At 74.1% G+C, this 26203-nt stretch carries 24 protein-coding genes; 9 read left to right on the forward strand and 15 right to left on the reverse strand.

What is annotated here, in order from left to right:
* The first annotated feature begins 89 nt into the window (after nt 1-89).
* Together ITJ48_RS14770 and ITJ48_RS14775 are read left to right on the forward strand one after the other, a co-directional pair.
* Nucleotides 90-503, forward strand: a complete 414-nt coding sequence (locus ITJ48_RS14770) for a hypothetical protein (protein ID WP_194614221.1) — start codon at nt 90-92, stop codon at nt 501-503.
* A 336-nt stretch (nt 504-839) separates the two neighbouring features.
* On the forward strand, nt 840-1862 hold the full coding sequence (locus ITJ48_RS14775) for a hypothetical protein (protein ID WP_194614222.1): 1023 nt from the start codon (nt 840-842) through the stop codon (nt 1860-1862).
* 146 nt (nt 1863-2008) lie between these two features.
* On the opposite strand, the gene ITJ48_RS14780 is transcribed toward ITJ48_RS14775, so the two are convergent.
* From ITJ48_RS14780 to ITJ48_RS14805, 6 genes are all read right to left on the reverse strand, one after another.
* Nucleotides 2009-2854 carry an ABC transporter ATP-binding protein gene (locus tag ITJ48_RS14780; RefSeq protein WP_194614223.1) on the reverse strand — a complete coding sequence of 282 codons (846 nt, stop codon included), beginning with the start codon at nt 2852-2854 and terminating at the stop codon, nt 2009-2011.
* Complete coding sequence (locus ITJ48_RS14785; RefSeq protein ID WP_194614514.1) at nt 2851-3882, reverse strand: iron ABC transporter permease; 1032 nt, start codon at nt 3880-3882, stop codon at nt 2851-2853. The genes ITJ48_RS14780 and ITJ48_RS14785 overlap by 4 nt, the downstream gene beginning before the upstream one ends.
* A gap of 95 nt (nt 3883-3977) precedes the next feature.
* A complete protein-coding gene (locus ITJ48_RS14790; RefSeq protein WP_370544948.1) occupies nt 3978-5024 on the reverse strand; it encodes a FecCD family ABC transporter permease in 1047 nt (348 codons plus the stop codon).
* 36 nt (nt 5025-5060) lie between these two features.
* Nucleotides 5061-6098 carry an iron-siderophore ABC transporter substrate-binding protein gene (locus tag ITJ48_RS14795; RefSeq protein ID WP_194614224.1) on the reverse strand — a complete coding sequence of 346 codons (1038 nt, stop codon included), beginning with the start codon at nt 6096-6098 and terminating at the stop codon, nt 5061-5063.
* A gap of 438 nt (nt 6099-6536) precedes the next feature.
* A complete protein-coding gene (locus ITJ48_RS14800) occupies nt 6537-7589 on the reverse strand; it encodes a TerC family protein (RefSeq protein WP_194614225.1) in 1053 nt (350 codons plus the stop codon).
* A gap of 175 nt (nt 7590-7764) precedes the next feature.
* Complete coding sequence (locus ITJ48_RS14805) at nt 7765-8286, reverse strand: SRPBCC family protein (RefSeq protein ID WP_133738895.1); 522 nt, start codon at nt 8284-8286, stop codon at nt 7765-7767.
* A gap of 221 nt (nt 8287-8507) precedes the next feature.
* Here ITJ48_RS14805 and ITJ48_RS14810 point away from each other — a divergent pair, with 221 nt between their 5' ends.
* The 3 genes from ITJ48_RS14810 to ITJ48_RS16790 all read left to right on the forward strand — a co-directional run bounded on the left by ITJ48_RS14810 (nt 8508) and on the right by ITJ48_RS16790 (nt 11455).
* Nucleotides 8508-9431 carry a PfkB family carbohydrate kinase gene (locus ITJ48_RS14810; protein WP_194614226.1) on the forward strand — a complete coding sequence of 308 codons (924 nt, stop codon included), beginning with the start codon at nt 8508-8510 and terminating at the stop codon, nt 9429-9431.
* A gap of 236 nt (nt 9432-9667) precedes the next feature.
* The gene (locus ITJ48_RS14815; RefSeq protein ID WP_194614227.1) at nt 9668-10297 is read left to right on the forward strand and encodes a DUF1992 domain-containing protein; all 630 of its coding nucleotides are present in this window, start codon (nt 9668-9670) and stop codon (nt 10295-10297) included.
* A 117-nt stretch (nt 10298-10414) separates the two neighbouring features.
* A complete protein-coding gene (locus tag ITJ48_RS16790; RefSeq protein WP_194614228.1) occupies nt 10415-11455 on the forward strand; it encodes a C40 family peptidase in 1041 nt (346 codons plus the stop codon).
* Between the two features lie 170 nt (nt 11456-11625).
* Here the strand turns inward: ITJ48_RS16790 and ITJ48_RS14825 are convergent, their stop codons facing one another.
* The gene (locus ITJ48_RS14825; RefSeq protein ID WP_194614229.1) at nt 11626-13320 is read right to left on the reverse strand and encodes a SulP family inorganic anion transporter; all 1695 of its coding nucleotides are present in this window, start codon (nt 13318-13320) and stop codon (nt 11626-11628) included.
* A gap of 100 nt (nt 13321-13420) precedes the next feature.
* Here ITJ48_RS14825 and ITJ48_RS14830 point away from each other — a divergent pair, with 100 nt between their 5' ends.
* On the forward strand, nt 13421-13837 hold the full coding sequence (locus ITJ48_RS14830; RefSeq protein WP_194614516.1) for a MerR family transcriptional regulator: 417 nt from the start codon (nt 13421-13423) through the stop codon (nt 13835-13837).
* A 36-nt stretch (nt 13838-13873) separates the two neighbouring features.
* Here ITJ48_RS14830 and ITJ48_RS14835 read toward each other — a convergent pair whose 3' ends face one another.
* Entirely contained in the window at nt 13874-14977 is a 1104-nt protein-coding gene (locus ITJ48_RS14835) for a glycoside hydrolase family 6 protein (protein ID WP_194614230.1), read from the reverse strand.
* A 398-nt stretch (nt 14978-15375) separates the two neighbouring features.
* Here ITJ48_RS14835 and ITJ48_RS14840 point away from each other — a divergent pair, with 398 nt between their 5' ends.
* Nucleotides 15376-16722: a M23 family metallopeptidase gene (locus ITJ48_RS14840; RefSeq protein WP_194614231.1), complete on the forward strand. Its 1347-nt coding sequence runs from the start codon at nt 15376-15378 to the stop codon at nt 16720-16722.
* A gap of 169 nt (nt 16723-16891) precedes the next feature.
* Here ITJ48_RS14840 and ITJ48_RS14845 read toward each other — a convergent pair whose 3' ends face one another.
* Nucleotides 16892-17824 (reverse strand): LysR family transcriptional regulator, encoded by a 933-nt coding sequence (locus ITJ48_RS14845; protein WP_194614232.1) that lies wholly within the window; start codon nt 17822-17824, stop codon nt 16892-16894.
* Between the two features lie 71 nt (nt 17825-17895).
* Here ITJ48_RS14845 and ITJ48_RS14850 point away from each other — a divergent pair, with 71 nt between their 5' ends.
* Nucleotides 17896-18933, forward strand: coding sequence for an EamA family transporter (locus ITJ48_RS14850; protein WP_194614233.1), 1038 nt, complete (start codon nt 17896-17898; stop codon nt 18931-18933).
* 100 nt (nt 18934-19033) lie between these two features.
* Here the strand turns inward: ITJ48_RS14850 and ITJ48_RS14855 are convergent, their stop codons facing one another.
* A complete protein-coding gene (locus ITJ48_RS14855) occupies nt 19034-19567 on the reverse strand; it encodes an N-acetyltransferase (protein WP_194614234.1) in 534 nt (177 codons plus the stop codon).
* Nucleotides 19568-19714: 147 nt separating this feature from the next.
* Here ITJ48_RS14855 and ITJ48_RS14860 point away from each other — a divergent pair, with 147 nt between their 5' ends.
* Complete coding sequence (locus ITJ48_RS14860; RefSeq protein ID WP_194614235.1) at nt 19715-20368, forward strand: ScbR family autoregulator-binding transcription factor; 654 nt, start codon at nt 19715-19717, stop codon at nt 20366-20368.
* 118 nt (nt 20369-20486) lie between these two features.
* On the opposite strand, the gene ITJ48_RS14865 is transcribed toward ITJ48_RS14860, so the two are convergent.
* Genes ITJ48_RS14865 through ITJ48_RS14885 form a run of 5 tightly spaced genes read right to left on the reverse strand, consistent with a single transcriptional unit; the run spans nt 20487 to nt 26190 of the window.
* Nucleotides 20487-21437 carry a hypothetical protein gene (locus tag ITJ48_RS14865; RefSeq protein WP_194614236.1) on the reverse strand — a complete coding sequence of 317 codons (951 nt, stop codon included), beginning with the start codon at nt 21435-21437 and terminating at the stop codon, nt 20487-20489.
* Nucleotides 21438-21462: 25 nt separating this feature from the next.
* Complete coding sequence (locus ITJ48_RS14870; protein WP_123548391.1) at nt 21463-22185, reverse strand: response regulator transcription factor; 723 nt, start codon at nt 22183-22185, stop codon at nt 21463-21465.
* Nucleotides 22182-23504: a sensor histidine kinase gene (locus ITJ48_RS14875; protein WP_194614237.1), complete on the reverse strand. Its 1323-nt coding sequence runs from the start codon at nt 23502-23504 to the stop codon at nt 22182-22184. The genes ITJ48_RS14870 and ITJ48_RS14875 overlap by 4 nt, the downstream gene beginning before the upstream one ends.
* Before the next feature lie 53 nt (nt 23505-23557).
* The gene (locus tag ITJ48_RS14880; RefSeq protein WP_194614238.1) at nt 23558-24598 is read right to left on the reverse strand and encodes a MupG family TIM beta-alpha barrel fold protein; all 1041 of its coding nucleotides are present in this window, start codon (nt 24596-24598) and stop codon (nt 23558-23560) included.
* Nucleotides 24598-26190, reverse strand: coding sequence for a PTS transporter subunit EIIC (locus ITJ48_RS14885; protein WP_194614239.1), 1593 nt, complete (start codon nt 26188-26190; stop codon nt 24598-24600). The genes ITJ48_RS14880 and ITJ48_RS14885 overlap by 1 nt, the downstream gene beginning before the upstream one ends.
* Between the last annotated feature and the right edge of the window lie 13 nt (nt 26191-26203).

The following is a 26203-nucleotide window of genomic DNA, read 5'->3' on the forward strand; positions in this document are numbered from 1 at the left end:
CCCCGCGCCGGGACGCGCACGATGTACCCCAGACCGCACGACACCGCACGACACGACGCCCGCCCAGCGGGCAGACGAGGAGACACCCCATGAGCGAGTCCTTCAGCGACAAGGCCAAGCGCGCCGCCAGCCGCGCCCTCGACGAGGCCGAGCGCCGGTACGCGGCCCCCGGCGACCGGGACGGCGGCAGCTCCGCCGGACGCGACAGCGACGGGCGCAGCAGCACCGGCGGGCTGAGCAGCACCGATCGGCTGGTGCAGAAGGCTAAGGAGGCGGCCTCCGAGGTGCTGGACCGCGCCCAGGACCGAGGCGAGCGGTTCGCCGACAAGGCAGGCCGGGCGACCTCGGACGTCGTCGACCGCACCGTCGGCTCGCTGGACACGGACGACGAGGGCACGGGGGTCGCGGCGTTCGTGCGTCGGAACGCACGGCGTCGGCCCGTCGTCACGGTCGTGGCGGCCGTGCTCGTCGGGGTCGCCGTCGGCAAGACGATCAGCAGGTAGCCGGGCAGCCGCAGGGGGCTGGGGGCTCGGCTGATCCAGGGCGCCGAGCCCCCGTGCGTGTCGACGACGGGTCGGGTCCGTCAGTCGAGCGGGAGCAGGCGGGGTCTGGGCCTGACGGGACAGATTTTTCCGCATCCTCCCTCTCGTGGCAAGACCCGGGAGCGACGGATGTGCATTGGTTCGTCACAGGACTTCCCAAGCAGGCCTTAATCAGTGACACTTGCTCAGAACCTTTCTCGATGCGACGGCGCACCCCTGCGCAGACGCCGTGATGGGGGGGATCACCGTTCTGCCGCTCCTCACCAGACGCGGCTCACTCTGAGAAAAGGATCATCTGTGAAGCAGTCCCGCATCTTCTCCGTGGCCGTGGCGTCCGCCGCGGTCCTCGGTTCTGTCGTCGCCGTCTCCGGCACGGCGAACGCCTACATCGACCCGTCCGTCGCCACCTGGGTCGACTCTGCCGACGAGCTCGGCGTCGAGACGGCCGACGGCTACCCCGTCGACGGCTGGTTCCGTGGCATCGCGGAGCCCGCCGGCACGACGACCTTCACCGTCGACGGTGTCGACCTGACCGGCAACGCGCAGATCCTCAACGTCGCCAGCGAGGCCGGTGCCGACCTGCTCACCCTGGTCACGGAGGCCGAGTTCATCTCCGCCGGGGCGGCGACCTTCCAGCTTCCGATGTTCCTCAACGGCACGGGCACCGACACGGACTTCACGACCCTTCGCCCCGTCGCCGTCGGCGACGCTGGCCTCACGGCGACCTCCGAGTGGGTCACCTCGCAGGCGTTCGGCACCCTTCCCGCCGGCACCACTGCGCCGCTCACCACCTTCGCGACCGAGATCACCGCCATCGACGCGACCGACCCCGCCGCGGACGCGGAGATCATCGCCTACGGCTTCATCACGCCCGTCGGCGCCACCTCGACTGTCCAGGCCGTCGCCTTCGGCGACGAGACGACGTACTTCACGCCCGAGGCGCGCGGCACGCTCATCCCGACGACGATCGCCCTCTCGGCGCTGCGCACCACGGGCATCACCATCGAGGCGACCGGCTACTTCCCCGGCGAGACCGTCTCGGTCGCCTTCGTGCCCCAGGGCACGCAGGGCGCGAGCCCCGTCGACGGGCTCGTCTTCACCGCTGACGCGAACGGCGCCATCGCCGGCCAGGTCGTCGTCCCCGCTGACGTCGCCCCCGACGCCGGTACCTACGTCCTGTCGCTCGTGGGCGACACCTCCGTCATCGTGCTGGCCAGCGACGTGAGCGTCACGGCCGACGCAGCTGTGGCACCCGTGCCCGCCGGCCCGACCGCTCCTGTCGCCGTCCCCGTGCGCGCGAACGCCGCGTTCACCGGCTAGTCAGCACCGAACCACCTGCAGCACCAGCACCGCCCGGAGGGCCGTCCGACGAGAGATCGTCGGGCGGCCCTCCGTCGTGTCCGGCGCGAATCAGCAGAGGAGGCGTAGGAGGTGCGCGAGCTGCGGGCGGGACGCACCCGCGCCTCCTACGGCCTCGGCTCGGACGAGGACGCGCGGCGCACGGGCCCCTCGCCGACGACGTGGTGCCGTCCGAGGGGCAGCATCATCGGCGCGCCCGTCGTCGGGTCGTCGACCACCCGGCTGTCGAGGCCGAAGACGGCCCGGACGCAGTCCTCGGTGAGCACCTCGTGCGGCGTCCCCGCGGCGTGCACCCGCCCGTCGGCGAGGGCGACGAGGTGGTCGGCGTAGCGCGCGGCCAGGTTGAGGTCGTGCAGCACCATCACGACCGTGGTGCCGCGGCTGCGGTTGAGGTCGGTGAGCAGGTCGAGCACCTCGACCTGGTGGCTCACGTCGAGGAACGTCGTCGGCTCGTCGAGCAGCAGGACGTCGGTCTGCTGCGCCAGCGCCATGGCGATCCACACCCGCTGGCGCTGCCCGCCCGAGAGCTCGTCGACCGAGCGGTCGGCGAGGCCGGTGGTCTCGGTGGCCTCGAGCGCCTCCGCGACGGCGAGGTCGTCGGCGGAGCTCCAGCGCGAGAGCAGGCCCTGGTGCGGGTGCCGCCCCCGGCCGACCAGGTCGGCGACGGTGATGCCCTCGGGCGCGACGGGCGACTGGGGCAGCAGCCCGAGCGTGCGGGCCAGCTGCCGCGCGGGCGTCCGGTGCACCTCGGCGCCGTCGAGCACGACCTGCCCGGCACGCGGCCGGAGCAGCCGCGACATCGAGCGCAGCAGCGTCGACTTGCCGCAGGCGTTGGCCCCGACGATCGCGGTGATGCGGCCGGGCGGCACGACGAGGTCGAGGTCGGCGACGACGACGCGGTCGCCGTAGCCGAGGGTGAGTCGCCGGGCGACGAGCGAGTGGTCGGTGGTCACAACGAGCCTCCGGCACGGTTGGTGCGGACGATGAGATAGATCAGGTACGGGGCGCCGAGCACCCCGGTGACGACCCCGACGGGGAACCTCGTGCCGAGCGCGAACTGCCCCACGACGTCGGCGACGAGCACCAGCAGCGCGCCGACGAGAGCCGACGGCACGAGCAGCGAGCCGTGCGGCCCGACGATGCGCGCCGCGATCGGCCCGGACAGGAAGGCCACGAACGCGATCGGCCCGCAGGCCGCCGTCGCGAACGAGATGAGGCCCACGGCCGCGAGGATGACGACCAGCCGCGTGCGGTCGACCCGCACCCCGAGGGCCGAGGCCGTGTCGTCGCCGAGCTGCGTGACCGAGAGGTCGCGCGACCGCGAGAGCAGCACGGGCGTCAGCACGACGAGCGCGACCAGCACCGGGACGACCTGCGGCCAGCTCGTGCCGTTGAGGCTCCCCGTCAACCAGCGCAGCGCCTCCTGCAGGTCCCACTGCGCCGCGCCCGACAGCACGTAGGCCGTCAGGCTGTCGAGCATCGCCGCGACGCCGATCCCCACGAGGACGAGCCGCGTGCCCGCGACGCCGCCCTTCTTCGACAGCAGCCAGACGAGCACCGCGACGGCGAGCCCCGCGGCGATGGCGAAGGCCGACACCTGGGCGTCGTCGAGCGAGAGGGTGACGATGGCGAACGCGGCGGCGGCGCTGGCGCCCGAGCTGATGCCGATGATGTCCGGGCTCGCGAGCGGGTTGCGGAGCATCGTCTGGAACGTCACGCCGCCGAGCCCGAAGCAGAGGCCGGCAGCGATCGCGAGCACGGCCCGCGGCAGGCGCAGGCGGCCGACCGTGAAGGAGGCGCCGGGCACGTCCTGCCCGAGGACCACGCCGAGCACGTCGCCGGGCCCGTAGACGGTGCGCCCGACCATGAGGGTCAGCACGAAGACGACGAGCACGGCGGCGGCCAGCAGGCCGATCACGGCACGGCGACGGCGGCCACGACGGGCGCGGCCGCGGGCGACGTCGGAGGCGACGCTCGCGATGCGCGCGGCACGGTCGTCGCGGGTGTCGCCCGCGTCGAGGTCGGCACCGGCAGCCGTCGAGGAGGCGCCCCTCGCGTGGCGCAGGTCGGTGCCGCTCACAGCGCCCTCAGCTTCGCGCGGCGCACGATCCAGATGAAGAAGGGGGCGCCGATCAGCGCCGTGACGATCCCCACGTCGATCTCGGCGGGCCGGGCGACGACCCGCCCCACGACGTCGGCGGCGGTGAGCAGCACCGCGCCCCCGACCGCGGAGAACGGCAGCAGCCAGCGGTGGTCGACGCCGGTCAGCAGTCGACAGGCGTGCGGCACGACGAGGCCGACGAAGCCGATCGGGCCCGTGACGGCGGTCGCCGCCCCGCAGAGCACGACGGCGCCGAGGGCCGAGAGCCCGCGGACGACCGCGACGCGCTCGCCGAGGCTGGCCGCGAGCTCGTCGCCGAGGGCCAGCGAGTTCAGCGCCTTGGCCGACAGCAGGCAGACGACGAGCCCGACGGCGAGGAACGGCAGCACCTGGCCGAGGCTCGAGAACGTGCCGCCGCCCACGCCGCCGATCTGCCACGAGCGGATGTTCGCCGAGATGTCGCCACGGGGCAGCGCGACGGCGGTGATGAACGAGGCGAGCGCGGCCGAGGTCGCGGCCCCGGCCAGGGCCAGCTTGAGGGGGGTGGCGCCTCCTCGTCCCAGCGATCCGACCGTGTAGACGAACAGGGCCGTCGCGGCGGCGCCGACGATCGCGACCCAGACGATGCTGGTCGCGGCGCTCAGGCCGAAGAACGCGAGGCCGGTGACGACCGCGAGGGAGGCGCCGGTCGTGACCCCGAGGATCCCCGGGTCGGCCAGCGGGTTGCGCGTCACCCCCTGCATCACGGCCCCGGCGACGGCGAGGGCGGCTCCGGCTGCGACCGCGAGCAGGGTGCGGGGGATCCGCTTCGCGACGGAGGCGCGGTCGAATCCGTCGGTCGCGCCTCCCAGTGCGGCGAGCACGTCGTCGATCGACACCGACCGTGAGCCGATCGTCAGCGAGAGCACCATGACCACGACGAGCACGCCCAGCAGCGCGAGCAGCCAGGCGGCACGGAGACGCCTCGGACGGCGCACGGCGGCGACGTCCGAGGCGGGCCCGGAGGGGGTGGTGACGGTCACGCTGGTGCTGGCTGCTCTCGACGGCTCGGCTGGGGGCTACTTCTGCGACGCCTCGGCGAGGAGGTCGGCGTACTCGGCGAGGATCCACGAGATCGACAGGGGCGTCGGGTTCGCGGCCGTGCCCAGCGGGCCGGTGCTCGGCAGCGCGACGATCGCCTTGTTCGCGACGGCGGGCATCTGCGACAGGACGGGGTCGCCCTCGAGCGTCTGGACGAGCTCGTCGTCGCCGTACGTAACGATCACGTCGACGTCGTCGAACGTGTCGGCCGTCTCGGCGCTCTGCGTGAGCGAGAACAGGTCGGTCGAGTCGGACGCCTCCTGGATGCTCGCGGGCTGCTTCAGCCCCAGGTCGTCGAAGAACTGCACGCGGGTGTCGTGCGTCGTGTAGAAGCTGACCTCGCTGAGGTCGGTCGTGTCGACGTGCGTGAGGAACATCGCGGTGGAGTCGGTCAGCTCGGGGTGCGCGTCCGCGACCTCGGCGATCTCGCCCTCGAGGTCGGCGACGAGCTGCTCGCCCTCGGCGGCCATGCCCATGCCCTGGCTGTTGAACGCGATCATGTCGCGCCAGGAGGTGCCCCACGCGGTCTCGGGGTACGCGACCACCGGAGCGATCTCGCTGAGCGTGTCGTAGTCCTCCTGCGTCAGGCCGGAGTACGCGGCCAGGATCACGTCGGGCTCGGTGTCGGCCACGGCCTCGAAGTCGACGCCGTCGGTCTCGTCGAACAGCACGGGGGCCTCGCCGCCGAGCTCGTCCAGCTTCTCGCTGACCCACGGCAGGATGCCGTCCCCGTCGTCGTCGCCGAAGTCCGCACGCGCCATGCCGACCGGGACGACGCCCAGCGCGAGGGGCACCTCCTGGTTGGCCCAGTTCACCGTGGCGATCCGCTCGGGCTTCTCCTCGATCGTCGTCGTGCCGAGCGCGTGCTCGATCGTGACGGGCGTGAAGTCGCCGGACGTTGCGCCGTCGGTGCTGCCGCCGTCGGTGCCGGTGCCGGCCCCGGTCGAGCAGGCGGTCAGGCCGAGGGCGAGGACGGAGGCGGCGCTCAGGGCGAGGAGGCGCGAGGTGCGGGTCATGGGGGCCTTCCGGAGGTGGGGCGAGGGAGTTCCTGTCGCAGGCGGCGTGCTGCGGGCACGACGGATCGCCCGGTGTCGGGAGGGCACGCCGGGTGCGTGCCGCGTCGACGGACAGCGCCTCTCGCCGGTGCTGTCCGGCTCGGGGGCCCTCACGGATGATCGCCGTGTTAGGTGTGCCTTACCTTATCCGGGGCGACGGGTGTCGGCAACCCGATCCCTGCCGCAGATGCCGACCGGACGGCCGCTGAAGCGCGCGACACGCCACGTGGGGAGGTGCATCCCGGGCGTGTCCGGGCGTCACGGTCGGCATCTGCGGGGTCGAGGGCGGCGGCGAGCACAGCCGCAGGAGGCGGCGGCCCCGGAACGGCAGAGCGCCGCGTCCCCGAGACGGGGACGCGGCGCTCGGCGGCGGGGCGAGGAGGAGCGGAGCGGTGCGGGCTAGTGCGCCGCGCTGTCGTCCTTCTTCGAGGAGGAGTCGTGCGCGTGCGTGATCGGCTCGCCCTCGACGGTCTCGCGCTTCTTCTTCTCGGCGTCCCCGCGGGTCTTGGCGAGGCTCGCCACGGTCGCGACCGTGATCGTCGCACCGATGAAGAGTAGCGACAGCCAGATCGGGATCTCGGGCACCCAGAGCAGCGGCTCGCCGCCGTTGATGAAGGGCACCTCGTTGACGTGCAGGGCGTGGAAGACGAGCTTCACGCCGATGAAGGCCAGGATGACCGCGAGGCCCTGCGACAGGTAGACGAGGCGCTCGAGCAGGCCGCCGATCAGGAAGTACAGCTGACGCAGGCCCATCAGCGCGAACGCGTTGGCCGTGAAGACGATGTACGCCTCGTTGGTGAGGCCGTAGATCGCGGGGATCGAGTCGAGCGCGAAGACGAGGTCGACGAAGCCGATCGCGATGACGCAGAGAAGCAGGGGGGTGACGAAGCGCTTGCCCGAGATCTTGACGGTGAACTTGTCGCCGTTGAAGTCGTCGTGCACCGGCAGGATGCGTCGGGCCACGCGCACGAACATGTTGTCGGCCGCGTTGCCGCCGTGGTCGCCCTTGAGCTGCTGGTAGGCCAGCACGAAGAGCAGGGCGCCGAAGATGTAGAAGACCCACGAGAAGTTCTCGATCAGCGCGGCGCCGGCGGCGATGAAGCCGGCGCGCATGATCAGGGCGATGACGATGCCGATCATCAGCACCTTCTGCTGGTACATCCGCGGGATGGCGAACCCGGTCATGATCAGCAGGAACACGAAGAGGTTGTCGATCGACAGCGCCTTCTCCGTCAGGTAGCCGGCGAAGTACTCGCCGCCGAAGCCCCAGCCGCTCGTGAAGCCGATGCCGACGCCGAAGAGCAGCGCGAGGCCGATGTAGAAGGCCGACCAGCGAGCGGACTCGCCGATCGTGGGCTCGTGCGGCTTGCGCACGTGCGTGAAGAACTCGTAGACGAAGAAGGCGATCGTCACACCGATGGTGATGAGCCAGGTGGTCAGGGTGATGTTCACGGGAGGTCTCTCCGCAGAGGTCGGGCTGTGAGGCAGCGGGCCCTGCGCACGCGCGGCGAAGGGGGTCTGATCGACGGTAAGTCGATCGGCGCTGTCAGCGTGCCCCCAAGCTGCCCCGACACTGCTGTGAAGCTGCGGTCGCTGCAAGCTTGGAGCGGTAGGGGCCTGACTGGATCTAGGCGGTGGGAGCCTGGTCGGAGGAGGCGGCGACCCGGTCGATCTCGGCGGTCACGCCCCCGAGCACCTTCGTCATGTACGGCCCCCAGAGCAGCCGGACCACGGCACGCACCAGCAGCCCGCGGCCGGGCTTCGCGTCGAACGAGTACTGCCAGCAGACGCGGGTGCCCGATCCCTCCTCGTCCTGGCGGTCGAGGGGCTCGTACCACCACTCGGCGCGGCCGCGCTCGACGAGCGAGCGGAGCGGACCACGGAAGTCCGTCAGCTCGTAGACGAACAACGCCGGACGGGCCACGGTCACGAGCGTCTCGACCAGCTGGCCTCCGCCCGAGAGCTCGAGGCGGCGGGTCTGGCCCGGGGCGTCCCAGGGCCCCGTCTGTCCGTGGACGGCGACGACGGCGGGCAGGGGGCCGGAGCGCGGGTAGAACCCGACCGGCGTCATCGGGGTCCCGATCTCCCACGCCCGCTCGAGGGACGCCGTCGTCACTCCCTCGCGGATCGCGCTCGCTGTGGTGGTCATGAGGATGGTTCGGAGTCACCCGCTCGGGGGACTGGTCGGTCTGCAGGGGGCCGGTTGCGCGCCTCCTCGACCGGGCCTGCGGGGCTGCCGCGCGCCTCCTCGGCCGGGGTGTCCGCCATCACAGAGCCGCCCGGGAGACTGCTGGGAGCCGCGCACCGCACCACGTGGTTCGTTCTGCCTGTCAGCCGTCGCACCCGCGGGGCCCCACAGAACGGACCACCATGGCAGGCCGAGTCGCCGTCTTCGCCCCCTCTCCTGTGCTCACGGTCACCGTCGAGGACCACGGCTCCGGCGCCGACGTGCACGTGCACGCGGGCGGGCAGGGCCTCTGGCAGGCGCGGATGCTGCAGACCCTCGGCGCCGAGGTCGTCGTCGTCGCCGCGCTCGTCGGCGAGACGGGCGCGGTCGTCGGGCACCTCTGCGACGACGAGGGCGTGCCGCTGCTGTCGGTCCGCCGCGAGGGCCGGGGCGCGGCCTACGTGCACGACCGTCGCGACGGCGAGCGGGACGAGCTCGTCGAGACCCCCGGCGACGCCCTCAGCCGGCACGACCTCGACGAGCTGTACGGCCTCGCGCTGCGGGCCGGGCTCGAGTCGGACGTCACGGTGCTCAGCGGCCCGTCCGGCGACGACACCCTGCCCGTCGACGTCTACCGGCGCCTCGCGGCCGACCTGCGGGCCGTCGACCGCGTCGTCGTCGCCGACCTCGCCGGCGAGCGGCTGGAGGCGGTGCTCGAGGGCGGCGTCGACGTGCTCAAGGTCAGCGACCAGGAGCTGCTCGCCGACCAGCTGATCACCGAGAGCAGCCCCGAGCAGATCGTCGAGGCGATGCGCGACCTGCGCCTGCGCGGGGCGTCGTCGGTCGTCGTCACCTGCTCGGACCTGCCCACCTTCGTGCTCGACGGGCCCGGCGCGCGCGTGTTCGAGGTCAGCGTGCCCTCGATGCAGGTCGTCGACACCCGCGGCGCCGGCGACTCGCTCACGGCCGGCGTCGCCGCCGTGCTCGCCGCGGGCGGCGGACTCGAGGAGGCGGTCGTCACGGGCACCGCGGCCGGCGCGCTGAACGTGACCCGCCACGGGCTGGGCTCGGGCGACCCGGACGCGATCGCGGCCCTGCGTGCGGTCGTGAGCGTGCGCGAGCTGTAGCCCGCCTCCGGCCGTCACGGCTCCGCCCGGCTCGGCTCGGCTCCGCTCAGCTCCGCCCGACCCGGCTCCGGCCTGTTCCGCTCGACTCGGCTCCGCAAATGCCGACCGGGGACGCCCTCGGCGCCTCGTGATACCCGGATATCCCTGTATTGCAGGCCCCGCGGTCGGCATCTGCGGGCCGCGGTGACCCCGAGCAGCCTGGGACCGCGCGGCAGGCGCGGCGTACCCTCGACGGCATGTCAGCGGAGGAGGGCGCCCCGGCGGCCCGGGACGACCCGGCGCGCAGCGACCCGCGCCGCAGCGACCCGCGCGTCGCCGCAGCCCGCTACCGGGCCGAGGGCGAGCGCCCGCCCGACGACGCCCCGCGCGACACCCGCACGGCCGCCGAGATGCGCGCCTGGGCCCGCACCGCGATCGACCTCGCGGTGCAGCGCGGCGAGTTCGACGACCTGCCCCTGGCAGGCAAGCCGCTGCCCGGCCTCGCCGGCGGCACGGTCGACCCCGACTGGTGGATCCGCGGCCTGATCGAGAGGGAGGGGCTCACCGGCCTGGCGCCTCCTGCGCTCTCGCTCCGCACCGAGCACCAGCAGCTCGACGACGTGCTCGACGGCCTCGGCACCGAGGCCGCGGTGCGCGCGCACCTCGACGACTTCAACGCCCGCATCGTGGAGGCGCGGCGCCAGCTGACCGGCGGACCTCCCGTCGTGACGCCCACCCGCGACGTCGACGACGAGCTGAGGAGGTGGCGCGAGCGCCGCGAGGACCGTCGCGCGGCCCGCGCCGCTGCGGTCCCACCTGCCCCGCCGACCTGGCGCGAACGACGTGCGCTGCGCCGTGAGCTGAGGAGGCGACGGCGCGACGGGTGAGACGGCTCACCCGCCGCGGCTGACCCGGATGAACCTGGGAGCGGACTCGGCTCGGGGGACGAACCGCGATACAGTCGAACGTTCCCTCCTGACCGACCTACCGTGAGGACCGCCCGCGTGACGACCACCGCCTCCCCGAGCACGTCAGGTCACGACGCGCACGGACGAGGCGGAGAAGCCGCGCCGCTGCTGCGCCCCCGAGGTCGTCGTCGTGCCGAGGCCGCCGTGCTGCCGCAGAGCTGCCGGGCCTCGTTCGTGCAGCCCGAGGCGCTCGTCGACGCGTCCGTCGCCGCCGCCGAGGCCGCCGTCGTGACGGTGCCCGGGCTGAGCGGCCGCCGCGCTGCCCGTGCCGCCCTGTCGGCCCGTGTCGAGCGTCGCGGGGTGCTCGCGCTGGCCCGACGGAACGCGCGCGCCGTCCGCTCGTCGTCCGCCGGTGCCCCGGCCTCGGCAGCATCGGCCTCGCCTGCTCCCGTCTCGCGCCGGCTCGTCGCCGTCGTCAAGAAGGTCTCCGTCGTCGCGGCGCTCGTGGGCTTCGCCGCCAGCGGCACGCTCCCGCTCATCGCCGGCTCCGACCAGGAGGCGCAGGCCGTGGCCGTCGGCTCGGGCTTCGCCGCCGCCGCTTCCGCGAGCGGGCAGCAGCACCTCTCCGTCGACGCGGCGGTCGTCCTGGACGACGTCGAGCGTGACGAGTACTCCGCGACGTCGATGGTCGACGCTCAGACGCAGCTGCTCCGCAACGCGAAGGCGGCGACCTCGAGCGAGTGGGACGGCCGGACCACCGCCTCCTACCTGGCCGACCCGCTCTACGACACCCTCGACCGCGACCAGGTGCTCGCCGTCGCGATGCAGTACATCGGCACGCCCTACGTGCACGGCGGCGAAGACCCGACCGCGTTCGACTGCTCGGGCCTGATCACGTTCGTGTACTCCCAGTTCGGCATCTCGCTGACCCACTACGTGCCCACCCAGGACACCGAGGGCACGCGGGTCTCGGCCGCCGATGCCGTGCCCGGCGACCTCGTCGTCTTCGACAACCTCGCCCACGACGGCATCTACGCGGGCAACGGGATGATCCTCGACGCACCGAAGCCCGGCGGGTCCGTCAGCGTGCGGCCCATCTGGGACTCGCCGCACCACTTCGTGCGCATCGGCGCGTAGCGCGCCGCGCGTAGCCCGCCCGGACACCCGCACCCGCACCGGCCGAAGCCGCGCGCCAACGCGTCCGTACCCGTCGGACCCGCGCGCACCCTCGTGCGCGCCGCCGGGTGTGCGCGGGTTCGACGGGTGCGGGCGGGGCCGAGCATCGTGCAGCGCGCCGCGCCGCGCGCTCAGCCGCCGAGCTGCCCCGTGAGGCGTCCGTGGAACGAGCCGCTGCGCTCGTCGAGGCCGACGAACTCGACGGCGAGGCCGTGCGCGGCGAACTTCGTCTCGACCGAGTCGAGGGCGGCGACGCTCGAGGCGTCCCACACGGAGGCGCGGCTCAGGTCGACGAGGACGGTCGCGCCCGGACGCGACGTGCGCCGCGCCTCCTCGCCGTCGGGTGACGCTGTCGTGCTGACGCCGGTGACCTCGAGCGACTCGGCGTGCGTGTGGGCGCCGGCGACCCCCGAGGACTCGGCGAGCAGCGCGTCGTCCGCGTACGCGAAGTGCTCGACGAGGTCGTTGCTGCTGCCGAAGAAGAGCGGGCCGACGACGTCGTAGCGGACCCGCGCGCGCGGGCGGGCGGAGCCGTCCGCGTCCGGACCGGCGCTGGCGCCGTCGCGGTCGCCGGCCGCCGGCTCGACGGTCCGCTCGACCCGGATGACGTGCGCGATGCGCCGGGCGAACAGCACCATGGCGAGCAGCACGCCGACGGCGACCCCGATCGCGAGGTTGTTCGTCGCGACGACGACCCCCACCGTGACCACCATGACCAGTGTCTCCGGCACTGGCATGCGCCTCAGCGTCGACGGCCGGACGCTGTGCCAGTCGACTGTCGTGATCGCGACCACCATCATCACGGCGGCGAGGGCGACCATCGGGATCCGCGCCATCACCGAGCTGAGCCCGGTGACGAGCAGCAGCAGGAACAGGCCGGCGGCGAGGGTCGAGACCCGCGTCCGTGCGCGGCCGATCTTCACGTTGACGACGGTCTGGCCGATCATGGCGCAGCCCGCGATGCCGCCGTAGGCGCCCGCGGCGATGTTCGCGACGCCGAGGGCCCACGACTCCTTGCCCTTGTGCGAGGGCGTCTCCGTGATGTCGTCGACGAGCTTCGCGGTGAGCAGCGTCTCCATCAGGCCGACGAACGCGACGCTGAGCGCCGTGGGCAGGATGATGCCGAGGGTCTCCGGGCTGAACGGCACGAGCCACGGGGTGAGTCCCGGCAGGCCGCCTCCCATCGGTCCTTCGTCGCCGACGGTGTGCACGTCGGTCAGGCCCGCGGCCACGACGATCACGGTCACGACCACGATCGCCACGAGCGGCGCCGGGACGACGGTGGTGAACCGCGGCAGCAGGACGACGATCGCGATGGTCAGGGCGAAGAGCGGGTAGACGATCCACGGCACGTCGATCAGGTGCGGCACCTGCGCGACGAAGATCAGGATGCCGAGCGCGTTGACGAAGCCGATCATCACCGAGCGCGGGATGAACCGCATGAGGCGGGCGAGGCCGGCGGTGCCGAAGACGATCTGGATGACGCCGGCCAGCAGCACGGTCGGCAGCACGTACTCGACGCCGTGGGTGCGCACGAGCGGCGCGATCACGAGGGCGACCGAGCCCGCTGCGGCGGTCACCATCGCGGGTCGGCCGCCGAGCAGCGACATCACCACGGCGAGCACGACCGACGCGACCAGGCTGACCATCGGGTCGACGCCGGCGATGACCGAGAACGAGATCACCTCGGGCACGAGGGCGAGGGTGGTGACGATGCCGGCCAGCGCCTCCCGGGTGAGGAGGCGCGGCGAGCGGAGCACCGCGCGCACGCTGTCGTCGGGACGAGCGGGCGCGACGGCGCGGGGCTGGGGGGTTTCGGCGGTCACGGCGTGCTCCGGGTGGGGGTGGTGGGAAGATCGGGGGACCGGCGACACTGCCGTGTGATCAACCCTACCCTCACGTGAGGGTAGAGATGGGCCAGTGACGATGACGGACGTCGACGCACCGATGATGCAGATCGGCGAGCTCGCCGACCGTGCCGAGATGTCGCTGCGCACGATCCGGCACTACGACGAGGTCGGGCTGCTCACCCCCTCGGGCCGCAGCGACGGCGGGTTCCGCCTCTACACGGACGCCGACTTCTCGCGGCTGATGGTGATCCGGCGCATGAAGCCGCTGGGCTTCTCGCTCGACGAGATGGCCGAGCTGCTGCGCGTCGTCGACGCCCTGGGGGCAGCGGACGCCGACGCTGGCGCCGACGGCGCCCAGAGCAGAGGAGGCGCGGTGCACGACACCCGCGCCCGTCTCGACGCCTTCATCGCGGACGCCGCCGAGCGCCGGGCCCGGCTCGAGCGGCAGCTCGCCATGGCCGACGAGTTCCTGGAGCTGCTGCGCAGCCGCTGACGCGGTACTGCGGGCTCGGCCCGCGCCTCCTGCGAGCTAGTAGTCGCTCCGGCGTTCGACGAGGCCCTCGGCGAACGACGCCCACCACTCGCCGGCGGGCGGCCCGCCGTTGCAGGTGCCGTCGCTGATGCCCGGCGTCTTCACCCACAGGAACGCGTCGAGGCCCTTGCTGCCGCCGGTGACGTGCGGGTCCTGGCCGAGGCCGGCTCCCTCGGGGTTGCACCAGGTGCCGCGCCAGCCCTGGCCGTTCCGCGAGACGTCGATGACGTAGCGGCTGTCGTCGGTGAGCTCGCTGACCCGCTCGGCGTAGGCGCGCTCGTCGTCGACCGGGTAGAAGCTCGCGACGTTCGTGTAGAAGCCGCGGGCGCGGTCGATGCCGGCCTGCTCGAGCCGCTCCGCCATCTCCCGGGCGGGCACCCAGTTCGAGTTGCCGCCGTCGAGGTAGGCGGGCACCCCCGCGTCGGCGAACGCGGCCACCGACTCGCGGATCAGGGGGATCCTCTCGTCGGCGAGGTCGGGGCAGCGGGTGAGCATGCCCAGCGAGTCGGGCTCGACGATCACGACCGCGCGGTGGCCGCGCAGCGTGTCGGCGACGAGCTGGTTCCAGGCGGGGTAGTCGTCGGCGGCGAGGCCCCCGGCGGAGTAGTTGCCGCAGTCGCGGTCGGGGATCGCGTAGGTGACGAAGACGGGCGTCGCGTCCTGGATCTCGGCCGCCACGAGGTAGTCGGTGATCTCGTCCACGAGCGCGGCGTCGTCGTGGCCGTCGCCGAGCCAGAGGGCGACGGGGCGCTCGGCGATCAGCTCGGCGGCCCGGGCGGCGTCGTCGTCGCCGCGGGCGGTGAGGCGCTCGGCCGCCCGTGCGGCGAGGGAGTTCGGCTCGACCGCCAGGCCGCCGTCGAAGACGAGCGTGTTGGGGGCGGAGCGGATCGTGTCCGGGGTGATCGCGCCGAAGGGCCGCGGGGCTGCGTCCCCGGTGGGGGCAGGCGTGCCCGTCGTGTCGCCCGTCGGGCTCGCCGTCGCGTCCGCCGTCGGGTCCGCCGTGTCGCGGTCGGCGGAGGTGCACCCGACCACGCCGAGGGCCGCGGCCACGACGAGCGTGCCGAGGGCGGTGCGCAGGAGGTGCGGCGTCAGGTGCGGCATCGATCCCGTTCCCGGGCGCCGTGGGGAGGGCCCCGACGATGGTGGACCTCCATGACAGCACGCCGCGCGCCCGTGCACAGGGGGCCCTTCGGGGGACACCGGCTGTCCCCGACGCGCGATCCGGTTCCGCAGATGCCGACCTCGCGAGCTGCTATGACGGGAAATCCGGTTCGTGTGCGGCTCGTGAGGGGCTGGCTGTCGGCATTTGCGGAACGGACGGGAGGGTCAGGGTCGTCCCTCCACAGGGGCGGGATGGTCCACAGGTGTCGTGTACCGCTCACGGGGGGAGGTGCGACGAGGAGGCGGTCGGTAGGGTGGACGGACCGCCGCGCCCGAGCAGCGTGATCACGACCGGCCCACCGCCGGTCCTGCCGCCGCCACACGACGAACCGAGAACCATGCTCCGCCGCCCTGCCCCCTCGTCCGCCCCGCTCGCCGCCACACCTCCCCTGATCCGCGTCGGCGCCTCCCGCGCCGTGTCGCGCGCGGCGATCGCTGCCCTGCTCGTCGTGGGCCTCGCGGCCGTCCCCGTGCTCGCCGCCCCCGCCCCGGCCCAGGCGGCCGGCCCGAGCTGGCAGCAGGTGCTCGACGCCCGCGGCTCCGAGCAGGCGAAGAAGGCGGCGCTCGCCGACATCCAGGTCGCCCTCCAGGCCGCGTCGACCCGGGCCGCCGACGCCCAGACGGCGGCGGACGAGGCCGGTGCCGCCCTGACGGAGGCGCAGCTCGCCGTCGACGAGGCCACCGGCGAGTACGAGACGGTGCAGCAGAAGGCGGCGGCCGCACGGGCCGACGCCGACGCCGCGCAGGTCGTGGTCGGCCAGGCCGCCGCGCTGCTCGCCCGTCCGGGCAGCGGGGGGCTCACCGGAGACCTGCTGTCGTCGGGCGCCGACGCCGAGACGGTGCTGCGCGGCCTGAGCATGTCGACCAAGATCGGCGAGAACCTGAGCACGCTGCGCGACCGCGCCGTCTCGGCCGAGAACCTCGCGACCTCGCTCGCCGACCAGGCCGCGGTGGCCCTGGCCGAGCGCGACAAGCTGGCCGACGAGGCCTCCGACGCCCTCGACGCGGCGGTGGCCGCGAGCGACACCGCCCAGCGCGACGTCGCGGCCGTCGACGAGGAGAAGGCGACCCTGGCCGCACAGGCCGAGGCGCTGCAGGACGACCGGCTCACGCTCGAGCAGGCCTACGCGTCCGCCCAGGCCAAGGCGGCTGCCGAGGCGGCTGCGGCCGCGGCGCGTGCGGCTGCGGCCGCGCCCGCGCCCGCACCTCCCCGGGGCGGCGGCGGATCGCGCCCGGTCGGTCCCGGCTCGCCGGGCACGTCCGTGCCCGACCCGGGAACGGGCTGGGTCGCGGGCATCCGCTCGTACTCGTCGTACCAGGCGTACGGCTACCGGGTGCACCCCATCACGGGCGAGCACAAGCTGCACGCCGGCGCCGACTTCGGCGCCAGCTGCGGCACCCCGATCTACTCGGTCGCGGCGGGCACCGTGACCTACGCGGGCGTGGCCGGCGGCTACGGCAACCTGATCATCATCGACCACGGCAACGGCATCAGCAGCGCCTACGGGCACATGGAGCGCTCGGGCATCTACGTCGCCAACGGGCAGTCCGTCTCGGCCGGCCAGAACATCGCCGGCGTCGGCACCGCCGGCGGCTCGACCGGCTGCCACCTGCACCTCGAGATCCGTCGCGGCGGCATCGCGACCGACCCCGTCGCCTTCCTCGCCACGAAGGGCGTGCGCTAGGCCCCTTCCGCGGGGCCTGCCGGCGGCGTACCGTCGTCATCAACGGGCCCTCGGGCCCGCCGCGCCGGTCCCCGTCCGGCGGCACGGCTCCCGACTCGTTTCCCGTGAGCCGGGGGCCATCCCTCGTCCCGGGCGACGCGACCCGGCCTCAGCGCGACGCGACCCTGCCTCAGGAGGCGCGACGCGCCTCCTCGGAGGCGGCCTCGGTCGCCCGCGCCTCGGCCGCGATCTCCGCGACGACCGTCTGCACGACCGGCCGGGCTGCCCGCTCGGGCCGCATCAGCGCCTCGACGTGACGGCCCGCCTGCACGCTGTCGAGCGTCGCCAGGCGGAACCGCCCCGGTGCCCGCCCGGCCGACGTGTGCCGGGGCACGAGCGCGACGCCGAGCCCCGCGGCGACCATCGCCTCGATCACGGGCAGGTGCACCGTGCGGTGCACGACCCGCGGGACGACCCCCGACTGCAGCGCCATCGAGACGAGCACGCGGTCGATGGGGTACCCCTCGGGCACGCCGACCCAGGGCTCGCCGATCACGTCGGCCACGGTGACGCGCTCGCGTCCGGCCAGCGGGTGGTCGAGCGGCAGGGCGACCTCGAGGGGCTCGCGCAGCAGGGGCACGACGGTGAGGCCGGGGTGCTCGACCGGCACGACGCCGTCGGAGCGGTGCCCGATCACCACGTCGACGTCGGCCGTGAGCTGTGCGAACTCGTCCTCGGAGACGTCACGGTCGCTGATCTCGAGCTCGATCCCGGCGTGCTCGCGCATCCGCACGAGCAGGCCGGGCAACAGCAGCTCCGCCGCGGAGGGGAACAGGGCCAGCCGCACCACGCCGACCCGGCCGCCGCGGTGCGCCTCGAGGGCCGCCTCCGCCTCGGCGACCGCCGTGGAGACCGCGACGGAGGCGCGTGCCAGCACCAGCCCCGCGTCGGTCAGCTGCACCCCGCGTCCCGACCGCCGCACGAGCTCGACCCCGAGCTGGCGCTGCAGCGTCCGCAGCTGCTGTGACACCGCGCTCGGCGACCGGTGCACAGCGAAAGCGACGGCGGTGACGCTCCCGCGGTCCGCGAGCTCGCGGAGCAGGTCGAGGTGCTGGATCTCCATGAAGGGACGCTACATCGTCGATGACGAGACCTGCGCTGGTCCTGCATCCGCACCTCCGCCAAGCTGGTCCCATGAGCCCCCGCGACCGCCTCCTCGCCCTCGTCGTCGTGGTCTGCTGGGGCGTCAACTTCCCGATGACGGCGCTGGCGCTCGACCACTTCCCGCCGATCTTCCTCGTGGCCCTGCGGTTCGCGCTGCTCGCGGTCCCGACCCTGCTGTTCGTGCCGCGGCCGGCGATCCCGTGGTCGCGGCTGCTGATGGTGGGCGTCGGGCTCGGCATCCTGCAGTTCGGCTTCCTGTACCTCGGCATGGCCGCGGGCATGCCGTCGGGCCTCGCGTCGCTCGTGCTTCAGGCGTCGGCGCCTGCCACCGTCGTCATCGCGGCGATCTGGCTGCGTGAACGCATCACACGGCGCCAGGCCATCGGCATCGGCGTGGCCGTGCTGGCGCTCGCGGTGATCGCCGCGCACCGGTCGCAGGTCGCGGCCCTGCTGCCCGTGGTGCTCACGCTCTGCGCGGCGGTCGGCTGGGGCCTCGGCAACGTCGCGGTCCGGCGTGCGGCCGCCCCCGACCCGCTGCGCCTGACGCTGTGGATGTCGGTCGTGCCGCCCGTGCCGATGCTCGCCCTCGCGCTCGTCGTCGAGGGTCCCGAGCGCATCGGCGACAGCCTCGCGGGCGCGTTCACGGTCGCGGCCCTGCCGTCGGTGATCGGCCTGCTCTACGTGGTGCTGGTCGCCACCGTGCTCGGCTACGGGCTCTGGACCCGGCTGCTCGCGGCGTACCCGTCGAGCACCGTCGCCCCCTTCTCGATGCTCGTGCCCGTCGTCGGCGTGGCCGCGTCGTGGGTCGCCTTCGACGAGGTGCCCGACCTCGTGGAGGTGTGCGCCGGGGTCGTCGTCGTCGCCGGGGTGCTGTTCGCGAGCCGCCCGCCGCGGGGCGGACGCGCTGCCGCTGCTGCTGCCGGGGCGCCGGCCGTCGACTCCGAGGAGGCGCCGGCCGCGGAGGCTGACGGGGTGCTGGCCGCCGACGCCGAGGAGGTGGTGGCCGCGACCGCCGTGCCGGTCCCGTCGGTCCCGTCCGCGCCTGGCGCCCCGCCTCCCGCGCGCTGAGGCGCGACGACCTCGGGACCGCTGCGCCGCCTCTCGTGCGACGCACCGTGTCGAGATCGGGTGCGGTGCACGGAACACGGTGCACCGACGTGCGCGGAGACTACGCGCCGCTGCCGCTGCCGCCGACCGGCTTGCGCATCTGCACCGCCGTCGTCTCGTAGCCGAGCGACTCGTAGAGCGCCCGGGCGGCCGTGTTGTAGCCGAACACGTTGAGGCCGAGGGTGGCGGCGCCGTGGCGGGCCGCCTCCTCCTCGGCGAGCTGCATCGCCGCACGGCCGTGGCCGGCGCCGCGGTGCTGCTCGTCGATCTCGACGTCCCACACCCACCACGCGTCGCTGCCCTCGGCGAACGGCCCGATCCAGAGGACGCCCACGACGGTGCCGCCGTCCTCGCCAGCGCCAGCGCCGGCTCCGGCTCCGGCTCCGTCGGACGCCGTCACCACCACGTCGTGCACCAGGTGCCCCGGCGCGGGGCGGCCGCCGGGGAAGTTCTGCTCGAACGAGGCACGCGCCGCCTCCGCCGCGATCTCGGCCGGCTCGCCCGACGCGAGCCGCGACCGCTCGTACTCGGCCTGCGAGCGGGCGATCCAGGGGCCGAGCCGGTCGTCGGGCATGAGGCGGAGCGCGGTCGTCATGCCCAGACGGTACCGCCCCGGGGCCCTACCCTGGGGTCAGCCTCGTCACGGCTGCCGACGCCGACGCCCGCCGACCACGGGCGCGCGACCCGCAGCGCGCACGTGACGAACAGCACGCACACGACGAGCAGAGGGCAGGAGGCGACCGTGGCGCAGCAGCGCAGGGCCCGCGAGACGCGGGCGGCCATCGTGCGGGGCGCCTCCTCGGTGTTCCTCGCCCGGGGCTACGCCGAGACGTCGCTCGACCAGGTGACGGACGCGGCCGGGGTCACCAAGGGCGCCCTCTACTTCCACTTCCGCTCGAAGGCCGACCTGGCCGGGGCGGTCGTCGCCGAGCAGCAGCGCCTGTCGCGGGCGTGGACCGAGCTCGCGATCGCGGGTGCGCCGTCCGCGGCCGGTGCGCTGATGCTGGCGTGCGCCTCCTTCGCGACGCAGCTCTCGACGGAGCCGATGGTCGCGGCCGGACTACGGCTGTCGACCGAGTCGATCGGCGAGGTGCCGAGCAGGGCGCCCTCGGCGCTCGCCTGGGTCGACGAGACCGCGGGGCACGTGGGGCGCGCGCGCGAGGAGGGGACGTTCCGCGACGACCTCGACGTCGACCGCGCGGCGCGCTTCGTCGTCGGCGCCTTCAGCGGGGTGCAGACCTTCTCGGCCCTCAGCACCGGCCACGCGGACGTCTTCGAGCGGCTGCAGGACATGATGCGCTTCGTGCTGCCATCGTTCCTGTCGCCGCGGTCCGCCGGCCTCGCCGACGAGCTCGCCGCGCTGATCAGGCCGACGGACCGTCCCCCGATCGACTGACCAGCGTCAGCCGACCGGCAGGCGCCCCCGCCCCGACAGTGTTCCTCTGTACCCCATCATGCATACTCCGCGACCTGTTCCGTAACCCCCCGTCGGAGGGCCGAGGCATCCTCGCCTCCTAGAGGCCCTTCGGCCGCTCGGGTCCGAGCCGCTCGATCGTGCGGTCGACGAGCTGCTGCGCCGCGACGAGGGGGCCCGTGTCGATCTGGGCGAGGCGCTCGCCGTAGTCGTGCGGCACGGTCAGCTGCTGCTGCCACTCGGCCTCGTAGAGCGCGTCGAGGTAGCCCGAGGCGGCACGGCAGGCGGCGTCGGTCTCGGCGAGGTCGCGCTCCTCGTCGCCGACGGCGGTCGCGGGGTCGTAGGAGGTGAAGGCCTGGGCCATGCGCGTGGTGGGCATGTCCGCCGGGTCCTCCGGCAGGTCGTCGGCCCAGGGCCCGGCGCCGACGCCCTGGTCGAGCATGCAGGCGTGCCACGCGTCGGCCGCCCGGCGCACGGAGGCGTCCTGCCGGGCCTCGAGGAACGCCGCGTTGCTCAGCCGGATGGCGACGTCGCCCACCGAGCCCGTGGTCGACGACGCGGAGGCGCCCGTCAGCAGCTCCGGGTGCTCGCGGTAGGCGCGCTCGAGGCAGGTCGCCCGGTCGGCCGCCTCGTCGGGCGAGGTCTCGCGGTACGAGAAGGCCCGCCAGGCGTCGGCCCCGGCGTCGACGGTGGGAGGCACGTGGTACCCGCGCTCCCGCGCGGCGGCGAGGTCGAAGGCGCGGAGCGGCTGGCGCTCGGTGGCGTTCGTGGCCGCGTCGACGTCGCGCCAGGGCACGACCGCGTCGTCGTGGCCGGCGTCGACCATGCAGCCCTGGATGAGCAGCTCGGTCGCGTAGTTCAGGCGCACGACCCCGACGCCCACGTACTGGTCGAGCGGCATCGTCCACGACGCCTGGTCCTTCTCGGGCAGGTCGGGCAGGGTCCAGGCGGCGTTGGCGGGGATGCCGACGGCCACGACCCCGGCGACGAGCGCGGCCACCGCGACGACGGTCACCCGCTTCGCGACGCGCTCCCGGCCGCCGGCCCTCACCGACCGGCCCCTCGACGCCCGGCCGTCACCGGCGCGGCCTCGGCCCGCCGTCGGAGGCGGGCACGAGGCCGTTCTCGTAGGCGAAGACGACGATCTGCACGCGGTTGCGCATGCCGAGCTTCTGCAGCACCGACCGGACGTGGCTCTTCACCGTCGCCTCGCTCAGGTACGCCTCGCCCGCGATCTCGATGTTGCTGAGGCCCCGGGCGACGAGGGTGAACATCTCGCGCTCGCGCGGCGACAGCGGCTCGAGCGGGTCGACGCGGGGGGCCGGGGTCGTCGGCACGGCGAACTCGTGCACGACGTCGAGCGCGGCCGCCGCGGTCGGCACCGGGTCGCCCGCCCACGCCGCACGGATCGTCGTGAGCACCTCGTCCGGCGTCGCGTCCTTCGTGAGGAACGCGTAGGCCCCGGCCTTGAGGGCCCCGAAGACGGCCTCGTCGCGCTGGATGGTCGTCAGGGCGACCACCCGGGGCAGGTCGTCGGGCGAGACCCCCTCGAGGATGCGGGCCGTCGCCTCCAGCCCGTTCATCACGGGCATGCGGAGGTCCATCAGCACCACGTCGGGGTGCTCGCGCTCGACCAGCGCCAGCGCCTCGCGCCCGTCGACGGCGGTGCCGACGCAGCGCAGGTCCGGCTGCGCCTCGATCAGCATGCGCAGGCCGGAGGCGAAGAGCGGCTGGTCGTCGACGACGGCGACGGTGATGACGGCCGGGCTGGCGGTGCCGGCGGCGGGCGAGTCGGTCATGAGGAGCTTCTCTCGGTGGGGCCAGAGGCAGATGCGGGGGCAGGGGCAGGGGCAGAGGAGGCGTCGGGCGCGACGACCGAGGAGGCGCCGGTCGTCGGCACGAACGCGGTCACCTCGAACGCGGTCCCGTCCGCCGAGGGCTGCGCGGTGAGCCAGCCGCCCGCGAGGCGGGCGCGCTCGGTCATGCCGCGGACGCCGGCGCCGCGGTCGGCCCCGGTGCGGGCCGCGACGAGCGGGGCTCCGCGGCCCCGCGACGTGACCTGCAGCGTGAGGCCGCGGCCGCGCCAGTCGAGCTGCACGGCGACGCGGCTCGAGGTGCCCGCGTGCTTCAGCGCGTTCGTCAGGCTCTCCTGCACGATGCGGTAGACGGCGAGCTCCTGCGAGGGGGCGAGGGCGCCGGCCGGCCCCTGGGGCCCGGGGGCTCCCTCGGTCGTGACGTCCACCTCCATCCCGACCTCGCGCATCGCGACGACGAGGGCGTCGACGTCGGCGAGCGTCTCGCGGGGAGCGGTGACGTCGTCGTCCTGCGTGATGCGCTCGACCAGCCGCCGGACGTCGAGCAGGGCCGTGCGGCCGACCTCGGCGATGGTGCGGAGGGACTCCTCCGCCACCTCGGGGCGGGTCGCCTGCAGGGCGAGCCCGCCCTGGGCCTGCGAGACCACGACCGCGAGGGAGTGCGCCAGGGCGTCGTGCACGTCGCGGGAGATCCGCGCCCTGTCCTGGGCGAGCCGCAGCTCGAGGTCGGTCGCCTCGAACCGCGTCTCGGTCGCCTCCAGGGCCTGGCGGATCACGAGCACCCGTCGGATGCTCGCGAACGCGACCCCGATCGCCCACGCGCCGGCGAAGACGCCGAACAGGGCGGCGGTGAGCAGCGAGAACTCGATGCGGAGCCCGGTCGTCCCGGCGCCGACCCAGGTGCTCCAGCTCTGCGGCCGCGTCAGGGTCGGCACGGCCAGCAGCCACGCGGCGAGGCCGGCGGCGACGCCGGCGACGAGCAGCGCGGCGAGCCGGAGCCAGGGCGACGGCTTCACCGCCACGAAGGCCATCACCAGGGCGATGGCGACGTAGGCCGTCCAGGTGTCCTGCGACGGGGCCTCGGCGAGCCCGAGCAGCTGCAGCACCGGGACGATCACGACGAGCACGAGCGACGTGGTCGGGATCCACCAGGCGAGGGCGATCGCGATCGCGAAGAGGCCGAACACCACGGTGTTGTCGGCGACGCCGCCGCGGCCCCACGAGCTGGCGACCCAGAAGACGAAGTAGACGAGGGCGGCGGCCGGCGCGACGACGTGCCGTCCCCACCGCCTCGCGTCCGCCATGTGCGCCAGGTTAGGTGCAGGGCCGCGTGCGGCGCGCCTCCTGCACGGGGTTTTCATCCCGAGGTCGGACGTCGGAGGTGCACGGCGACCCCGGCCCCACGACGCACGGCCACCACCTCGTCGACCCACCCGACGACGGCCACCCGCTCGTCCCCGGGCAGATCGCGCAGCGCCACGGCGACCTCCCCGCAGTACCTGCCCGCCGCCGGCAACTGCACGGTGACGGACCCCGCTGGTCGAGGCTGCCCGCCGACGCGAGGCAGCGGCAGGCCCGCGAACCGCGCCCGCGAGCCCTCGAGCCGGATCAGCGCCTCGGCGGGATCGACCCGGTTCCGATCGGGCACGGCCAGCGCCGCCGACACGGCGGCGTCGACCCCCGGCGCCGCGACCCCGTCGAGCACGACGACGCCCTCGCGCGCGAACGACCCGAGCCGCGACCACGACCGCTCCGTCAACGCCGGATCGCCGACGTACACGTCGTCCACCCCGGCATCGACGAGTGCGACGGCCTGGGCCAACGGGGACAGGCCTCGATGCGCCTCGACCGTCGGCAGTCCCTCGCCGAGCGGGCCCCGGCGGACCGAGTCGCCCGCGATGAACGCCCCCGCCCGCCACCCGAACGAGTGCGCGAGCTCGGTCGACGACACGACCGAGGACAGAGCCGACCCGGTCCACTCCCGCGGGTAGAAGTTGTGGACGAGCTCGACGTCGACGTCCGCGAACGGCGCGAGGTCGACAGCCCGCAGCGTGCTCGCGTTCAGGGCGATCGGCAGCACACGGGCGATCGCGAGGACGGTCGACTCCGAGAACCCGGCGTCGATCCGCACCCGGTCGACGCCGATCGACCGGAGGAGCTCCCAGGGCGAGTCGCCGAGCAGCCGCGCCGTGTCGGGGGAGACGTCCGCCACGACGGCCAGGCCCGACGACGACGCCGCACCCACGACCGCCGCGGCGACGGAGCGTGCCGACGACGGATCGTCCTCGGGGATCTGCAGCGACGTGAACGCGAGCGTGGCCCCGGTGTCCGCAGCGGCGGCGAACGAGGCGGAGGCCAGGTCGGCGTGCGCCAGGTACCCGCTCGCCCCGAGCCGCATCAGCGCGACGACCCGGACCCGGACCTGACCGGAGCGCCCGCATCGGCAGCACCGGACGGGGCAGCGGCACCGGCAGCAGCCCCCGCGACCGGGGACGTCGCGTCCGCGGGCTCCGCCGACGCGACCACGTCGAGCGGCGCCCCCGGCGCGGACTGCTCGGCCAGGTCGGCCCGCACCGAGTCCGACACCCCGAACAGCAGCGTCGCCAGGAAGCCCACGACGTACGCGGTCACGAGCCCCGAGCCGTACCCGAGGATCGCCCAGCCGTACCCCGACGACCCGTCGAGCAGGGGGAGGAGCGACAGGTCGGAGGCGCCGATGGCGATCGCCCCGACGGTGTGCCCGAGCTGGTCGAACAGGCCGACGACCCCACCGCCGAACGCACCGCCGATGCACGCGGTGATGAACGGCCGGCCGAGGGGCAGCGTCACCCCGTAGATGAGCGGCTCGCCGACGCCGAGGAGCCCGGCGGGCAGGGCGCCGCGGATCGTCCGCGTCAGGGCGGCGTTCGAGCGGAAGCGCAGCCAGAGCGCGATCGCGGCGCCGATCTGCCCGGCCCCGCCCATGGCGAGCACCGGCAGCAGCACGGTCCACCCGGTCTGGTCGATGAGCGTCGTGTGGATGGGCGTGAGCGCCTGGTGCATGCCGGTCATGACGAGCGGCAGGAACAGCCCGCCGAGCACGAACCCGGCGAACGCCCCGCCGTTCGCGAGGAGCCACGTGGCGGCGGAGCCGATCGCGACGGAGACGACCCCGGCGACGGTCATGAGCACGCCGAGCGTGAGGGCACCGGCGACGAGCACCGTCACGGTCGGCACGACGATGAGGGCGACGACGTCGGGCGTGTGCCGACGCATGGTCCGCTCGACGTACGCGGCGACGATCCCGCCGGCCATCGCGGCGAGCACCCCGCCCTGCCCCGGTGCGAGCTGCTGGCCGAGCACGCTGACGTTCGCGACGCCGGCCGCCACGATGATCCCGCCCACGGCGCCGCCGAGGATCGGCGTCCCGCCGAACTCCTTGGCCGCGTTCATGCCGACGAACACGGCGAGGAGCGACAGGAACCCGCTCGACAGGACGCCGAGGAACGGCGTGGCGGCGGGCAGCCACCCAAGGTTCGTCAGGATCCCGTTGATGCCGGCGATGAGGCCGCACGCGATCAGGGCCGGGATGAGCGGGATGAAGATCGCCGAGATCTTGCGGACGGCGCGCATCGCCCGACCGTCCGACCGGGAGCGTGCGGTCGCCTTCATCGCGGCCCCGCGAGCCGCCAGTTCCTCCGGCGACGCCCCGGCCGGGCCGGCATCGGGACCGCCGCCTGCGGTGGTGGGGGACGGCGCGGACGCGCGCAGCGCCTCCAGCCCGACGGCGACGCGGTCCACGAGGCCCGGGCCGAGCACGATCTGCAGGTTCGACCCGGCGGCGATCGCCGCGATCACCCCGTCCGTGCCCTTCAGCGCCGGCAGGTCGACCGCCGCGTCGGACACCACCTCGACGCGGAGCCGGGTCATGCAGTTCTCGACGTCGGCGATGTTCGCCGATCCGCCGACGGTGTCGAGGATCTGCTGCGCGAGTTGCTGTGCATCGGTCATTCGGGGCTCCTCG

Origin of the sequence: Frigoribacterium sp. VKM Ac-2530 (assembly GCF_015350835.1) — a bacterium.
In the GTDB taxonomy this organism is placed as follows: domain Bacteria; phylum Actinomycetota; class Actinomycetes; order Actinomycetales; family Microbacteriaceae; genus Frigoribacterium.

Bases quoted from the DNA above. Each gene is read 5' to 3' on its own strand.
- ITJ48_RS14805 (WP_133738895.1), bottom strand. From the start codon at position 8,286: ATGACCACCACAGCGAGCGCGATCCGCGAGGGAGTGACGACGGCGTCC.
- ITJ48_RS14870 (WP_123548391.1), bottom strand. From the start codon at position 22,185: ATGACCGACTCGCCCGCCGCCGGCACCGCCAGCCCGGCCGTCATCACC.
- ITJ48_RS14855 (WP_194614234.1), bottom strand. From the start codon at position 19,567: ATGACGACCGCGCTCCGCCTCATGCCCGACGACCGGCTCGGCCCCTGG.
- ITJ48_RS14875 (WP_194614237.1), bottom strand. From the start codon at position 23,504: ATGGCGGACGCGAGGCGGTGGGGACGGCACGTCGTCGCGCCGGCCGCC.
- ITJ48_RS14770 (WP_194614221.1), top strand. From the start codon at position 90: ATGAGCGAGTCCTTCAGCGACAAGGCCAAGCGCGCCGCCAGCCGCGCC.
- ITJ48_RS14850 (WP_194614233.1), top strand. From the start codon at position 17,896: ATGAGCCCCCGCGACCGCCTCCTCGCCCTCGTCGTCGTGGTCTGCTGG.
- ITJ48_RS14835 (WP_194614230.1), bottom strand. From the start codon at position 14,977: ATGCCGCACCTGACGCCGCACCTCCTGCGCACCGCCCTCGGCACGCTC.
- ITJ48_RS14840 (WP_194614231.1), top strand. From the start codon at position 15,376: ATGCTCCGCCGCCCTGCCCCCTCGTCCGCCCCGCTCGCCGCCACACCT.
- ITJ48_RS14795 (WP_194614224.1), bottom strand. From the start codon at position 6,098: ATGACCCGCACCTCGCGCCTCCTCGCCCTGAGCGCCGCCTCCGTCCTC.
- ITJ48_RS14885 (WP_194614239.1), bottom strand. From the start codon at position 26,190: ATGACCGATGCACAGCAACTCGCGCAGCAGATCCTCGACACCGTCGGC.
- ITJ48_RS14815 (WP_194614227.1), top strand. From the start codon at position 9,668: ATGTCAGCGGAGGAGGGCGCCCCGGCGGCCCGGGACGACCCGGCGCGC.
- ITJ48_RS14845 (WP_194614232.1), bottom strand. From the start codon at position 17,824: ATGGAGATCCAGCACCTCGACCTGCTCCGCGAGCTCGCGGACCGCGGG.
- ITJ48_RS14810 (WP_194614226.1), top strand. From the start codon at position 8,508: ATGGCAGGCCGAGTCGCCGTCTTCGCCCCCTCTCCTGTGCTCACGGTC.
- ITJ48_RS14880 (WP_194614238.1), bottom strand. From the start codon at position 24,598: ATGCGGCTCGGGGCGAGCGGGTACCTGGCGCACGCCGACCTGGCCTCC.
- ITJ48_RS14830 (WP_194614516.1), top strand. From the start codon at position 13,421: ATGACGGACGTCGACGCACCGATGATGCAGATCGGCGAGCTCGCCGAC.